This window comes from Streptomyces sp. NPDC057486, assembly GCF_042802415.1.
GTDB classification, from domain to species: domain Bacteria; phylum Actinomycetota; class Actinomycetes; order Streptomycetales; family Streptomycetaceae; genus Streptomyces; species Streptomyces yanii.
On the sequence record NZ_JBHVEE010000015.1, the window covers coordinates 42,975 to 56,513 of the forward strand.

A 13,539-nucleotide genomic window follows, 5' to 3' on the forward strand; every position below is an offset into this window, starting at 1 on the left:
CACAACGCTTAAGGAATCTCTGATGGAGCTCGGTCTCGTCGGCCTCGGCAAGATGGGCGGCAACATGCGCGAGCGCATCCGCCGCGCAGGCCACACCGTCATCGGTTACGACCGCAACCCGGACGTCTCCGATGTCCACAGCCTCGAAGAGCTTGTGGGCAAGCTGAAGGGCCCACGGGTCATCTGGGTGATGGTCCCGGCCGGTGCCGCGACCCAGTCCACGATCGACGAGCTGGCCGCGCTGCTCTCGCCCGGTGACATCGTCGTGGACGGCGGGAACTCCCGCTGGACGGACGACGAGAAGCACGCGGTCGAGCTGGGCATCAAGGGCATCGGCTTCGTCGACTGCGGTGTCTCGGGCGGCGTCTGGGGCCTGGAGAACGGCTACGCGCTGATGTACGGCGGCGACGCCGAGAACGTGGCGAAGGTCCAGCCGGTCTTCGACGCGCTCAAGCCGGAGGGCGACTTCGGGTCCGTCCATGCGGGCAAGGTCGGCGCCGGCCACTTCGCGAAGATGGTCCACAACGGCATCGAGTACGCCATGATGCAGGCCTACGCCGAGGGCTGGGAGCTGCTGGAGAAGGTCGACTCCGTCACCGATGTGCGCGAGGTCTTCCGCTCCTGGCAGGAGGGCACGGTCATCCGTTCCTGGCTGCTCGACCTGGCGGTCAACGCGCTGGACGACGACGAGCACCTCGACAAGCTCCGTGGCTTCGCCGCCGACTCCGGTGAGGGCCGGTGGACGGTGGAGGCCGCGATCGACAACGCGGTGCCGCTGCCCGCGATCACCGCGTCGCTCTTCGCGCGATTCGCCTCGCGTCAGGACGACTCCCCGCAGATGAAGATGATCGCCGCGCTGCGCAACCAGTTCGGTGGCCACGCGGTCGAGAACAAGAAGTAACCGCACCGAGGGCGGGCCGGACCCACATCACCGGCCCGCGCTGCGGAGCACGGAGCAGGAAGCCGGGAAGGTCGGCATACACCCATGCATGTCACGCATCTCTCGCTGGCCGACTTCCGCTCGTACGCCCGGATCGAGGTACCTCTCGACCCGGGCGTCACCGCGTTCGTGGGGGCGAATGGTCAGGGCAAGACGAATCTGGTCGAGGCCGTCGGCTACCTCGCGACGCTCGGTAGCCATCGTGTCTCCTCCGATGCGCCGCTGGTGCGGATGGGCGCGGACCGGGCTGTCATCCGGGCCGCCGTCACCCAGGGCGAGCGCGCGCAGCTGATCGAGCTGGAGCTCAATCCGGGCAGGGCCAATCGCGCCCGGATCAATCGATCGTCGCAGGTCAGGCCCCGTGACGTACTGGGGATCGTACGGACTGTGCTGTTCGCGCCGGAGGATCTGGCGCTCGTCAAGGGCGATCCCGGGGAGCGTCGGCGCTTCCTCGACGAGCTGATCACTGCGCGTTCGCCGCGGATGGCCGGGGTCCGTTCGGACTACGAGCGGGTGCTGAAGCAGCGCAACACCCTGCTGAAGTCCGCGGCGATGGCGCGCAGGCACGGCGGCCGGTCGATGGATCTGTCCACCCTCGACGTGTGGGACCAGCATCTGGGCCGGGTGGGCGCGGAGCTGCTGGCGCAGCGGCTGGATCTGATCGCGACCCTGCAGCCGCTGACGGACAAGGCGTACGCGGATGTCGCGCCCGGTGGTGGCCCGGTGACGCTGGAGTACCGCAGTTCGGTCGGTGCGGGCGTGGGGCCGGCCCGTACCCGTGACGAGCTGTACGAGCAGCTGCTCGCTGCACTCGGGGAGGTCCGCAAGCAGGAGATCGAGCGGGGCGTGACGCTGGTCGGTCCGCACCGTGACGATCTGCTGCTGGGACTGCGCGGGATGCCCGCCAAGGGGTACGCGAGCCATGGCGAGTCCTGGTCGTACGCGCTGGCGCTGCGGCTTGCCTCGTACGATCTGCTGCGCACCGAGGGCAATGAGCCGGTGCTCGTGCTGGACGATGTCTTCGCCGAGCTGGATGCGCGGCGCCGGGAGCGGCTGGCGGAGCTGGTCGCTCCGGGTGAGCAGGTGCTGGTGACGGCGGCGGTGGACGATGACGTTCCGGGTGTGCTGGCGGGAACCCGGTATGCGGTGTCGGCGGGCGAGGTGAAGCGGATATGAGCGGCTCCGTCGATCCGGCGAAGGGCTCTGCCGGCGGTCCGCAGGAGCCGTTGGGCGAGGCGAAGCAGCCGGAGGCGTCCGGTGTCGATCTGGCGCGGGTCGCCCTGCGTGCCGCGAAGGAGCAGGCTCGGGCGCGCGGGGCTGCGGCGCAACAGAAGAAACAGGCCAGACGGGGTGGTGGGCTGCGTTCCGGCGCGCGGGCGGACGGGCGCGATCCGTTGCCGTTGGGCGCCGCGATCAATCGTCTGATCACCGAGCGCGGCTGGGAGACCCCCGCGGCGGTGGGCGGTGTGATGGGCCGCTGGCCGCAGATCGTCGGTGAGGATCTGGCCAATCATTGTGTGCCGCTGCGGTACGACGAGGCCCCCGAGGAGCGGGTGCTCACGGTGCAGTGCGATTCGACGGCCTGGGCGACGCAGCTGCGGCTGCTGGCGCCGCAGCTGGTCGCCCGGCTGAACGCGGATCTGGGGCACGGAACCGTGAAGTTGATCAAGGTTTTGGGGCCGGGTGGTCCACAGCGCAGATTCGGTCCGCTGCGTGCGCCGGGAAGCACCGGCCCGGGCGACACATACGGCTGACCTGCGCTTTTCTCTCCCTGCGCGGTTCTGTGCCCGATGTCGGCCGCTGCCGTTCCGCAGTCCTGAGAAGTTCGGCTGCGGTGGTGTGCTGCCTTCTCTGCGGTGTTGTCCGCTGCTTCCGTGATGTACGGGTCTGTGCAGGTTGAAACCCTGCGGTGCGGCAGGGGCGTCCCTCACCGTAGCGAGAGGTTGACAGGCCGAAGCGCTCAATGCCCGCGTGAGCCTCTTGGGGCCCCATCCCGAATATGGGGAGTCGTCAGGCGCTCATTCAGGGCGGCACATGCGGACTCAGGTACCGGCAAACCCCCATTCGTGTCGGCGCTACCGGTAGACTGGTGAACAATCCCGCATCCTTGCGGGAGTCGTCGATACAAGCCGAACGACGCAGCCGCTCCCGCTTGCCCGGAGAACGGCCTGTGCTGTGCCAGAAAGGGCGCTTCGTGGCCGATTCCGGCAACCCCAACGAGAACATTCCGTCCACACCCGGTGAGGGCGGCGAGGCGGCTGCCTCGTACGACGCCAGCGCGATCACCGTCCTCGAGGGCCTGGACGCGGTCCGCAAGCGACCTGGCATGTACATCGGCTCGACCGGTGAGCGTGGACTTCACCACCTTGTGCAAGAGGTCGTCGACAACTCGGTCGATGAAGCCCTGGCCGGGCATGCGGACACCATCGACGTCACGATCCTTGCCGACGGCGGGGTCCGAGTGATCGACAACGGTCGCGGTATCCCCGTCGACATCGTGCCGTCGGAGAAGAAGCCCGCGGTCGAGGTCGTGCTGACGGTGCTGCACGCCGGCGGCAAGTTCGGCGGCGGCGGATATGCCGTCTCCGGCGGTCTGCACGGTGTCGGTGTCTCCGTCGTGAACGCCCTGTCGACGCGCGTCTCCGTCGAGGTCAAGAGGGACGGCTACCGCTGGACCCAGGACTACAAGCTCGGTGTGCCCACGGCGCCGCTGGCCCGTAACGAGGCCACCGACAGGACCGGTACGACCGTCACCTTCTGGGCCGACGGCGACATCTTCGAGACCGTCGAGTACTCCTTCGAGACGCTGTCGCGCCGCTTCCAGGAGATGGCGTTCCTCAACAAGGGCCTGACGATCAGGCTCACGGACGAGCGTGAGTCGGCGAAGGCGACGGCGGGCGCGGATGTCGCCGAGGCGGTCGAGGTCGCCGAGGAGGAAGCGGCCCGGACGGTCACGTACCACTACGAGGGCGGCATCGTCGACTTCGTGAAGTACCTCAACTCCCGCAAGGGCGACGTCATTCACCAGTCGGTGATCGACATCGAGGCCGAGGACAAGGAGCGACTCCTCTCGGCCGAGATCGCGATGCAGTGGAACACGCAGTACAGCGAGGGTGTCTACTCCTTCGCCAACACGATCCACACGCATGAGGGCGGTACGCACGAGGAGGGCTTCCGTGCGGCGCTGACCACGCTGGTCAACAAGTACGCGCGGGACAAGAAGCTGCTGCGCGAGAAGGACGACAACCTCACCGGTGACGACATCCGTGAGGGTCTGACGGCGATCATCTCGGTGAAGCTGGGCGAGCCGCAGTTCGAGGGCCAGACGAAGACCAAGCTGGGCAACACGGAGGCGAAGACCTTCGTCCAGAAGGTGGTCCACGAGCACCTCACGGACTGGTTCGACCGGAACCCGAACGAGGCCGCGGACATCATCCGCAAGGGCATCGCGGCGGCCACGGCCCGCGTCGCCGCCCGGAAGGCGCGCGACCTGACCCGTCGCAAGGGGCTCCTGGAGAGCGCCTCGCTGCCGGGCAAGCTGAGCGACTGCCAGTCGAACGACCCGACGAAGTGCGAGATCTTCATCGTCGAGGGTGACTCCGCCGGTGGTTCGGCGAAGTCCGGCCGTAACCCGATGTACCAGGCCATCCTGCCGATCCGAGGCAAGATCCTGAACGTCGAGAAGGCCCGGGTCGACAAGATCCTGCAGAACACCGAGGTCCAGGCGCTGATCTCGGCCTTCGGTACCGGAGTCCACGAGGACTTCGACATCGAGAAGCTCCGCTATCACAAGATCATTCTGATGGCGGACGCCGACGTCGACGGTCAGCACATCAACACGCTGCTGCTGACGTTCCTCTTCCGCTTCATGCGGCCGCTGGTCGAGGCCGGCCATGTCTACCTCTCCCGCCCGCCGCTCTACAAGATCAAGTGGGGTCGCGACGACTTCGAGTACGCGTACTCGGACCGCGAGCGCGACGCCCTGGTCGAGCTCGGCAAGCAGAACGGCAAGCGGATCAAGGAAGACTCGATCCAGCGCTTCAAGGGTCTCGGCGAGATGAACGCCGAGGAGCTGCGCATCACGACGATGGACGTCGACCACCGCGTGCTCGGCCAGGTCACGCTGGACGACGCGGCGCAGGCCGACGACCTCTTCTCGGTGCTGATGGGTGAGGACGTCGAGGCACGGCGCTCGTTCATCCAGCGCAACGCCAAGGACGTCCGCTTCCTCGACATCTGAGTCGGCCGTACCAAGCAAGCCGCAGCTCGAAAGGACTTTGACCAGCAATGGCCGACGAGAACACCCCTGTCACCCCTGAAGAGGAACCCGCAGTCGCGGGTGTGGGTATGCGTGTCGAGCCCGTGGGGCTCGAGACGGAGATGCAGCGCTCCTACCTCGACTACGCGATGTCCGTCATCGTGTCGCGTGCGCTGCCGGACGTACGGGACGGCCTCAAGCCCGTCCATCGCCGTGTGCTGTACGCCATGTACGACGGCGGGTACCGGCCCGAGAAGGGCTTCTACAAGTGCGCCCGTGTCGTCGGTGACGTCATGGGTACGTACCACCCGCACGGCGACTCCTCGATCTACGACGCGCTCGTGCGACTGGCGCAGCACTGGTCGATGCGCATGCCGCTGGTCGACTCCAACGGCAACTTCGGTTCTCCGGGCAACGACCCGGCCGCAGCCATGCGGTACACCGAGTGCAAGATGATGCCGCAGTCCATGGAGATGGTCCGGGACATCGACGAGGAGACCGTCGACTTCCAGGACAACTACGACGGCCGCAACCAGGAGCCGACGGTTCTGCCGGCGCGCTTCCCGAACCTGCTGGTCAACGGCTCCGCAGGCATCGCGGTCGGCATGGCGACCAACATCCCGCCGCACAACCTGCGCGAGGTCGCGGCCGGTGCCCAGTGGTACCTGGAGCACCCGGAGGCCTCGCACGAGGAGCTGCTGGACGCACTGATCGAGCGGATCAAGGGCCCGGACTTCCCGACCGGAGCGCTCGTCGTCGGCCGCAAGGGCATTGAGGAGGCGTACCGCACGGGCCGTGGCTCCATCACGATGCGCGCGGTCGTCGCGGTCGAGGAGATCCAGAACCGGCAGTGCCTGGTCGTCACGGAGCTTCCGTACCAGACCAACCCCGACAACCTCGCGCAGAAGATCGCCGACCTGGTCAAGGACGGCAAGGTCGGCGGCATCGCGGACGTCCGCGACGAGACGTCCTCGCGCACCGGCCAGCGCCTCGTGGTCGTGCTGAAGCGGGATGCGGTCGCCAAGGTCGTACTCAACAACCTGTACAAGCACACCGATCTCCAGACGAACTTCGGCGCGAACATGCTGGCGCTGGTCGACGGGGTGCCGCGCACGCTGTCGATCGACGCGTTCATCCGTCACTGGGTGACACACCAGATCGAGGTCATCGTCCGGCGTACGAGGTTCCGCCTGCGCAAGGCGGAGGAGCGGGCGCACATCCTGCGCGGTCTGCTCAAGGCACTCGACGCGATCGACGAGGTCATCGCCCTCATCCGGCGCAGCCAGACGGTCGAGATCGCGCGTGAGGGCCTGATGGGCCTGCTGGAGATCGACGAGATCCAGGCGAACGCGATTCTGGAGATGCAGCTGCGCCGACTGGCCGCGCTGGAGCACCAGAAGATCACGGCCGAGCACGACGAGCTCCAGGCGAAGATCAACGAGTACAACGAGATCCTGGCGTCGCCGGTGCGGCAGCGGCAGATCGTCAGCGAGGAGCTGGCGGCGATCGTCGAGAAGTTCGGCGACGACCGGCGCTCCAAGCTGGTGCCCTTCGACGGTGACATGTCCATCGAGGACCTGATCGCCGAGGAGGACATCGTCGTCACCATCTCGCGCGGCGGCTATGTGAAGCGTACGAGGACGGACGACTACCGCTCGCAGAAGCGCGGCGGCAAGGGCGTCCGCGGTACGAAGCTCAAGGAAGACGACATCGTCGACCACTTCTTCGTGTCGACGACCCACCACTGGCTGCTGTTCTTCACCAACAAGGGTCGCGTCTACCGGGCCAAGGCGTACGAGCTTCCGGACGCCGGCCGGGACGCACGCGGCCAGCACGTCGCCAACCTGCTGGCCTTCCAGCCGGACGAGCAGATCGCCGAGATCCTGGCGATCCGGGACTACGAGGCCGCGCCCTATCTGATCCTCGCCACCAAGGGTGGCCTGGTGAAGAAGACCGCGCTGAAGGACTACGACTCCCCGCGTTCCGGCGGTGTCATCGCGATCAACCTCCGCGAGACGGAGGACGGCAGCGACGACGAGCTCATCGGTGCGGAGCTGGTCTCGGCCGAGGATGATCTGCTGCTCATCAGCAAGAAGGCCCAGTCCATCAGGTTCACTGCGACGGACGATGCACTGCGCCCGATGGGCCGTGCGACCTCGGGCGTCAAGGGCATGAGTTTCCGCGAAGGCGACGAACTGCTCTCGATGAATGTCGTCAGGCCGGGTACGTTCGTGTTCACAGCCACCGATGGTGGGTACGCGAAGCGGACCCCCGTCGACGAGTACCGCGTTCAGGGTCGTGGCGGCCTGGGTATCAAGGCCGCCAAGATCGTGGAGGACCGGGGCTCGCTGGTCGGCGCGCTGGTGGTCGAGGAGACGGATGAAATCCTCGCCATCACGCTCGGCGGCGGTGTGATTCGTACGCGAGTCAATGAAGTCAGGGAGACGGGCCGTGACACCATGGGCGTCCAACTGATCAATCTGGGCAAGCGTGACGCGGTCGTCGGCATCGCACGTAACGCCGAGGCCGGCCGCGAGGCCGAAGAGGTTGACGGAGATGCGGATGCCGAGGCGACCGCAGAGAACACCGTCGAGGGCACTGTCGAAGGCACGTCGCCTTCGGCCGGGGAGCACGAGGAGTAGAGCGTGAGTGGAGCCACGGGCGCCGGTTCGGCCGCTTCCGGAGCTGGAGCGAACGGTGCCCGTGGCCCTGCCACGGACTCCCAAGGGGGCACTGTGACGGACACCCGGGGGCCTCAGCCCCAGTACGAGGGATACGCGGCCGGGCCACTGCCCGGTGAGCGTGAGCACGCGCCGGGGCAGGCAGGTGGGCCTTACCACCCGCCGCAGGCGTACCCCTCGCCCGCGGGCGGGACGCAGGGCGGCCCGCCCCAGGGCGCGCAGCACGGCGTCAGTGCCGCGCAGGCGGCCCGTCGACCGCGGACGGGGGCGCGGACCACTCCGCGTACCCGCAAGGCGCGGCTGCGGGTGGCGAAGGCCGACCCGTGGTCGGTGATGAAGGTCAGCTTCCTGCTCTCCATCGCGCTCGGCATCTGCACGGTCGTGGCGGCCGCGGTCCTGTGGCTGGTGATGGACGCCATGGGCGTCTTCTCCACCGTGGGCGGCACCATCAGCGAGGCGACCGGTTCCAACGACAGCAACGGCTTCGATGTGCAGTCGTTCCTGTCGCTTCCGCGGGTCCTCATCTTCACGTCGGTCATCGCGGTGATCGACGTCGTTCTGGCGACCGCGCTGGCGACGCTGGGCTCCTTCATCTACAACTTGTCGGCCGGTTTCGTGGGCGGTGTCGAGCTCACGCTGGCCGAGGACGAGTAGCGCTGCGGGTATCGATTTTGGGACTGGCCCCGACGTGCGCTAATCTTCAGAAGTCAGCGCGCAGCGCGGCGGGGCTATAGCTCAGTTGGTTAGAGCGCATCCCTGATAAGGATGAGGCCACAGGTTCAAATCCTGTTAGCCCCACCAGTACAAAGACCCCCGACCAATCATGGTTGGGGGTCTTTGGCATCTACGGCTGACATCAGCCGATGAGCAGTGGGTCTTGCGGCAACTCGGCGAGCATCGCGACGGCTTCCCGATCTTCGGAGCCGACCACGTGCGTACGGGCGTCCTGTTCATGCCGATCCGGTCACGTGACGCTCGAAGCTGCGGGAGAAGCCCACAGGGTCGATCATGCAGCCCTGCTCCGAGGTTGTGCGTGGGGTTGTACGGGGATGCGCGCGCGGCAGGGGTGTGCAGGGTTCCGCGGCGAGGGCTGCACGGTCCCGGGCGTCGGAGCGCGGGGGGCGGGAACGGCTCTGTCGGCGCGGGCGATCGCGTGATCGGGAACCCTGGAGCAGGGCTGCGCGAACTGCGAGTCCGTCCGCCACTGCCATGGTGGGCACGAAGCCGGCCCCTGGTTGCCCGGCGCACGAGAAAGCCCCCGTCCGGTGTGAACCGGACCAGGGGCCCCGTGCGTCAGTGGCGCCGCTCTCACGGTGGCAGGAGGGATGCGTCCCCCGCCGGGGCTCCGTGGGCGGTGCGGGCGGCGCCGGTGGTGTCTGTGGCGCCCATGGTGTCCCTCATGTCCGTCGGCAGCTGCCTGGTGGCCGGTGAGGAGCCGTGTGCCTCGGCGCGGATGCGCTGCTTCATCGTGGGTGGCAGCGACCTGTCACGCGGAAGGGTCCATCGCACCGACGGGGTGGTCGCGGTTGCCGCGGTCGCACCCGTGTGCTCCTGATTCGTGGCCTTCGGCTGCGCGGCCTTGGCGGGGGTGCTGATGAGCCCCATCGACGCGAGAAGCGCGAAGAAGGCGGTGATGAAGGCGGTCCAGATGCTCTTGGCCTTGAAGGTGCTCATGGCCCCTCGCTTTCGGGTGGTCCGGTTTGCTTACCTTTCTGATGATGTGGATGTGGCTCGCGATTTCGGTGACCGACGCCATGGATCCGCCGATCTTCAGATGAACACCACTCGTATGGTGCAACCGGGCCGGACGGATCGGTGTGGGGCAGGGATGGATGGTCGCTTTTGTCCGGGAGGCGGCCGGGTCGCAGGTAGGTCACCGATCGGTATCGGTCGGTGTGTATAGTCGGGCGGCAGAAGTCCCCTACGTCAAGGAAAGACGAGGTCGCGCGGTGAAGAAGCTTCTCCTGGTCGCACTGGCCGCCATCGGCGGGCTCCTCGTGTACCGCCAGATCCAGGCGGATCGCGCCGAGCAGGATCTGTGGACGGAGGCGACTGACTCCGTGCCCGCAGGTTCGGGTGTCTGAGACAGAACAGCCTTGTGCGAGCCCCGGTCGCTGAGCGACCGGGGCTTCGTGCTGTTGCGGGACCGTGACGCCTGTGCTCTTGAATTCACCTACGCAAATCAATGGATTGCGAGAGCAAAGAGGCTGGTAGGTCGGTCGAGGGGACACGCGTGAGAGCACGGAACCATCGCCGTACTTCAGCAGCGGGGCCATGGAACGGCGGAGCGCCGCTCGCCCCGGTCGCGGGTGCGATGCCCGCCACGGCGGCCGACGGCGCATCTGCAGCCCCCCGACACGACCTCTCGGGTACCGCTGGGGGCACCGTCGTGGACGGTCCTCCCGACGGCTGCCCGACCGGTCTGCCGGCGTGCGACGCCGCCCGGCCCCAGGGCTGCACGGACCCGGCCCGCTTCCCGGTCGGCGGCGGTGGCGAGTTCACCTCGTCGGCCCGGTGCAGCGGCCGTCCGGCCGTGATCAGGATGGGTTCGGCGCCGGCCGCCTGGACCAACCGCTTCGAGTGCTCGGGGACGAGTGGGCCGGCCCCGAAGCACCATGCCGCCGTCCTCGCCGGGAAACCGGACAGGGGAGAGGGCAAGAGGGCCGACAAGAAGGGCAATTCGGCTGCGGCCGGAGACAGCGGAGGTACGGGCGGGGCAGGATGGACCGGCGTTGCGGCCGCTGCCGGGGCGGGCGCCGTGGTGGTGATCGTCGGGCTCGTGTTCGTACGCAGCCGCCGCAGGTCGGCCACACAGACGACGAGGGGGAGCGCGTGATGAGGCAGCGCAACAGGGGCCGGGCGGCGCTGGCCGCGACCGCGGCGATGTGCGCGGTGGCGGCGCTGCCGGGGCAGGCTTACGCGGCCGGTGAGCCTGCTGCGTACGCCTTCGACCCCGCGGCGCAGACGGTCCGGGGCGCGGAGGTCAGCACCGACGCGTCGGCCCTGAAGCCAGGGTCCGTCTACAGGAGCTCGATCAAGCCGGGCGAGAAGCTCTACTACCGTCTCGAACTCGACGCCGCCACGAACGCGTACGTCTCGGCGGTGGTCGTACCCAAGGCCGGTGGCAAGGTCGCGTACGGGGACGGCATCACGGTCAGCGTCAGGGACAGCACGGACCTGCAGTGCAGTTCCGAGGCCGCCCGCTTCCAGGCGGCGGAGTTCCCGCATCCGATCGCCGCGTACGCCTACCGGGTCACGGACAAGGACAGCAACACCTGCCAGGACGCCGGCACGTACAACGTCCTGATCGAGCGGGAGAGCAAAGCCACCTCGACGCCCGATGCCTGGGACCTGGAGCTCCGTTACGAGTCGGAGCCGAAGCTGAAGAAGGGTGGTACGGCACCGACCGAGGCGCCGGAGGACTGGCCCTCGGCGTCGCCGACACCGCCCACGCAGGCCAAGAAGGGGGAACGGCCCGGCGGCACGAGCTATTACGACGCCACCAGCCTGGAGACCGGCACTTGGAGGGACGGCATCGAGCCGGGTCAGACCCTCTTCTACCGGGTACCGGTGGACTGGGGACAGCAGATCTTCGCCACCGTCGACCTCGGCAACAGTGTCGGTGGCTCGAACGAGTACGTCGGCAACGCGCTCGCACTGTCCCTGGACAATCCGGCGCGCGGCCATGTGGACGCCTCGCCGCTGTCGTACTCCGGCAAGCCTGCCTCGGTGTCGCTCGATCCGCTGCCCCCGGTGCGGTACGAGAACCGGTTCACGTTCAGTGCCGACGAGAGCGCCATGCGGTTCGCGGGCTGGTACTACCTGTCGGTGTCGCTCAGCCCGGAGGTCGCGAAGGCCTACGGGAACAAGGCGATCCCGATGACTCTCAAGGTGCAGGTCGAGAACGCCGCGACAACGTCGCCGTACGAAGGGTCCGCCGGAATCTTCGGTGTGACGCCCGAGGCAGACAAGAGCACCACGATGAAGATGGTGGGCGCGGCCGGGATCGGCGCAGGCGCCGTGCTGGTGCTCGGCCTCGGGGCGTGGACGCTGCTTGCGCGTCGCCGTACCGCCGCCGCCGCGGGCGGGCAGCAGCCGTACGGAGGGCCGCCTCAGGCCTGGTGACAGCGGCTGCAGCCACCGGTCCTCAGGCCTGGGTGAGTGCCCAGATTCCGACAGCGAAACAGATCAGCGCCACCAGCAGGACCGGGATCGCCACCTTCGGGGGCGGTCCCGGACGCTTCTGCGTTGCCTGTGCGGGAGCGGCGGCCATGGGGTGGGCCGGAGGTGCTGCCGGAGCGAAGTTCGGGGACATTCCCGCCCCGGGATGCGGAACCTGCTGCCGCTCGGCGGTGTATGCACGAGTAGGAGACGGTTCGTGCCGCACTGCGGATGTCGGGGCCTGGGAGAGATCCGGTGGGGCGGCAGGGAAGGGGGAACCCGTATGTGCCGGGAGCGGAGTGGAGGCAGGGGCAGGCTGGGCCGACTGGGGCAGCGGTGTGGGCGGCTGCTGCGGAGGCGGGGCGAGGTGGAAGCTGCCTGTTTCCGACATCGAGGAGGGGGGCGAGGTGTGTGGCTGCTGCGCGGCCTGGCCCGCGTGTGCGGTGTGGTCGGCCGGGGAGGGCGCCCTGGGGGTGGCGATCGGGCCTTCGGGGCCGAAACGGGCGGGCAGCGGGCCGAGTTGGTCGAAGACCTCCACCGGTTCGTCGTCGATGTCCGGCTCCGGCAGCATCTCGACCGCGGCCGTCAGCGCCTTGCGCGCGCCGGTGGCCGTGCGGAACCGGGCCTGCGGATCCGGCTGCAGAAGACCGGCGAGGACCTGCCACAGCGGCTCCGGGATGCCTTGCGGGGCGCTGGGGGTGCCGTGCGAGGCGAAGTGTTCGACGAGGGCCCGGGCGTCCGGCTTCTTCCCCTGCAGCAGATAGAGCGCGACAAGCCCCACGGCGAAGAGGTCCGCGGGGAAGTCGGGCTCCGCCCCCATCATCTGCTCGGGCGCGAAGTAACCCGGCGTTCCCACCACATAGTTGGTCTCGGTCAGGCGGGGCTCGCCCTTGCGCATGGAGATGCCGAAGTCGGAGAGCCGCAGGTGCGGCCGACCCGTGCCGGTGGCCTCCATCAGAATGTTGGCGGGCTTGATGTCGCGGTGCACCACGCCTTCCGCATGCACCGTCGACAGTCCGGACAGCAACTGGTCGAGCAGCGTGCAGACGAAGCGCGGGGGCAGCGGTCCGTAGTCGCCGATGACATGCGCAAGCGAGCCGCCGCTCACCAGATCCATGGTGAACAGGACCTTGTCGTCGTCCGCGGCCCAACTGGCCGGGGCGAGCACATGAGGATGCTCGATCCGCAGGGCCTGCTCGCGGACGAAGCGCAGCAGCGTGTGTGCGTCGCTCTGCTGAAGCACCTTGGCCGCCACGTACCGGCGGCGCCGGTGGTCCCAGGCTCGCCAGACGGCGCCGACGCCACCACGTCCGATCGGATCGATCAGCTCGTACCGACCAGCGAAGACCTCACCCATTGCGCTGTGCCCGCTCCCAGTCCCTGTTTCGGCTCGTGCCCGGCTCTCGGGGGTAGTGCACCAGGTTCTTTCATTCGGTTGAGCCCGTGGGGTCCGGTACGCGCATCCGCCGCTTCGGCGTCGGTCCACAACGCCCGGCGCT

Annotated in this window: 11 protein-coding genes and 1 tRNA gene; 10 read left to right on the forward strand and 2 right to left on the reverse strand. The window is 68.2% G+C overall.

The window, feature by feature from the left end; translation table 11 throughout:
- The first annotated feature begins 22 nt into the window (after positions 1–22).
- The 7 genes from gnd (at position 23) to ACFU6I_RS10290 (ending at position 8,680) form a co-directional block, all read left to right on the forward strand.
- Complete coding sequence (gene gnd / locus ACFU6I_RS10260; RefSeq protein WP_037702073.1) at positions 23–901, forward strand: phosphogluconate dehydrogenase (NAD(+)-dependent, decarboxylating); 879 nt, start codon at positions 23–25, stop codon at positions 899–901.
- 84 nt (positions 902–985) lie between these two features.
- Positions 986–2,116, forward strand: a complete 1,131-nt coding sequence (gene recF, locus ACFU6I_RS10265) for a DNA replication/repair protein RecF (RefSeq protein WP_384363642.1) — start codon at positions 986–988, stop codon at positions 2,114–2,116.
- Complete coding sequence (locus tag ACFU6I_RS10270; protein ID WP_384032611.1) at positions 2,113–2,694, forward strand: DUF721 domain-containing protein; 582 nt, start codon at positions 2,113–2,115, stop codon at positions 2,692–2,694. The genes recF and ACFU6I_RS10270 overlap by 4 nt, the downstream gene beginning before the upstream one ends.
- Positions 2,695–3,110: 416 nt before the next feature.
- Positions 3,111–5,180, forward strand: a complete 2,070-nt coding sequence (gene gyrB, locus ACFU6I_RS10275) for a DNA topoisomerase (ATP-hydrolyzing) subunit B (protein WP_384363645.1) — start codon at positions 3,111–3,113, stop codon at positions 5,178–5,180.
- 47 nt (positions 5,181–5,227) lie between these two features.
- Positions 5,228–7,840 (forward strand): DNA gyrase subunit A, encoded by a 2,613-nt coding sequence (gene gyrA, locus ACFU6I_RS10280; RefSeq protein WP_384363647.1) that lies wholly within the window; start codon positions 5,228–5,230, stop codon positions 7,838–7,840.
- Positions 7,841–7,933: 93 nt separating this feature from the next.
- Positions 7,934–8,533 carry a DUF3566 domain-containing protein gene (locus ACFU6I_RS10285; protein WP_384363649.1) on the forward strand — a complete coding sequence of 200 codons (600 nt, stop codon included), beginning with the start codon at positions 7,934–7,936 and terminating at the stop codon, positions 8,531–8,533.
- A gap of 70 nt (positions 8,534–8,603) precedes the next feature.
- A tRNA-Ile gene (locus ACFU6I_RS10290) sits at positions 8,604–8,680 on the forward strand.
- A 507-nt stretch (positions 8,681–9,187) separates the two neighbouring features.
- Here ACFU6I_RS10290 and ACFU6I_RS10295 read toward each other — a convergent pair.
- Entirely contained in the window at positions 9,188–9,553 is a 366-nt protein-coding gene (locus ACFU6I_RS10295) for a DUF6344 domain-containing protein (RefSeq protein WP_384363651.1), read from the reverse strand.
- Positions 9,554–9,828: 275 nt separating this feature from the next.
- Between ACFU6I_RS10295 and ACFU6I_RS10300 the strand changes: the two genes are divergently transcribed.
- From ACFU6I_RS10300 to ACFU6I_RS10310, 3 genes are all read left to right on the forward strand, one after another.
- Positions 9,829–9,963, forward strand: a complete 135-nt coding sequence (locus ACFU6I_RS10300; protein WP_003958712.1) for a DLW-39 family protein — start codon at positions 9,829–9,831, stop codon at positions 9,961–9,963.
- 305 nt (positions 9,964–10,268) lie between these two features.
- A complete protein-coding gene (locus tag ACFU6I_RS10305) occupies positions 10,269–10,715 on the forward strand; it encodes a hypothetical protein (protein WP_384363653.1) in 447 nt (148 codons plus the stop codon).
- Complete coding sequence (locus tag ACFU6I_RS10310) at positions 10,715–12,004, forward strand: hypothetical protein (protein WP_384363655.1); 1,290 nt, start codon at positions 10,715–10,717, stop codon at positions 12,002–12,004. The genes ACFU6I_RS10305 and ACFU6I_RS10310 overlap by 1 nt, the downstream gene beginning before the upstream one ends.
- 22 nt (positions 12,005–12,026) lie before the next feature.
- On the opposite strand, the gene ACFU6I_RS10315 is transcribed toward ACFU6I_RS10310, so the two are convergent.
- The gene (locus ACFU6I_RS10315) at positions 12,027–13,397 is read right to left on the reverse strand and encodes a serine/threonine protein kinase (RefSeq protein WP_384363657.1); all 1,371 of its coding nucleotides are present in this window, start codon (positions 13,395–13,397) and stop codon (positions 12,027–12,029) included.
- Positions 13,398–13,539: the final 142 nt, after the last annotated feature.

Bases quoted from the DNA above. Each gene is read 5' to 3' on its own strand.
- ACFU6I_RS10270 (WP_384032611.1), top strand. From the start codon at position 2,113: ATGAGCGGCTCCGTCGATCCGGCGAAGGGCTCTGCCGGCGGTCCGCAG.
- ACFU6I_RS10295 (WP_384363651.1), bottom strand. From the start codon at position 9,553: ATGAGCACCTTCAAGGCCAAGAGCATCTGGACCGCCTTCATCACCGCC.
- ACFU6I_RS10315 (WP_384363657.1), bottom strand. From the start codon at position 13,397: ATGGGTGAGGTCTTCGCTGGTCGGTACGAGCTGATCGATCCGATCGGA.
- gnd (WP_037702073.1), top strand. From the start codon at position 23: ATGGAGCTCGGTCTCGTCGGCCTCGGCAAGATGGGCGGCAACATGCGC.
- gyrA (WP_384363647.1), top strand. From the start codon at position 5,228: ATGGCCGACGAGAACACCCCTGTCACCCCTGAAGAGGAACCCGCAGTC.
- recF (WP_384363642.1), top strand. From the start codon at position 986: ATGCATGTCACGCATCTCTCGCTGGCCGACTTCCGCTCGTACGCCCGG.
- ACFU6I_RS10310 (WP_384363655.1), top strand. From the start codon at position 10,715: ATGAGGCAGCGCAACAGGGGCCGGGCGGCGCTGGCCGCGACCGCGGCG.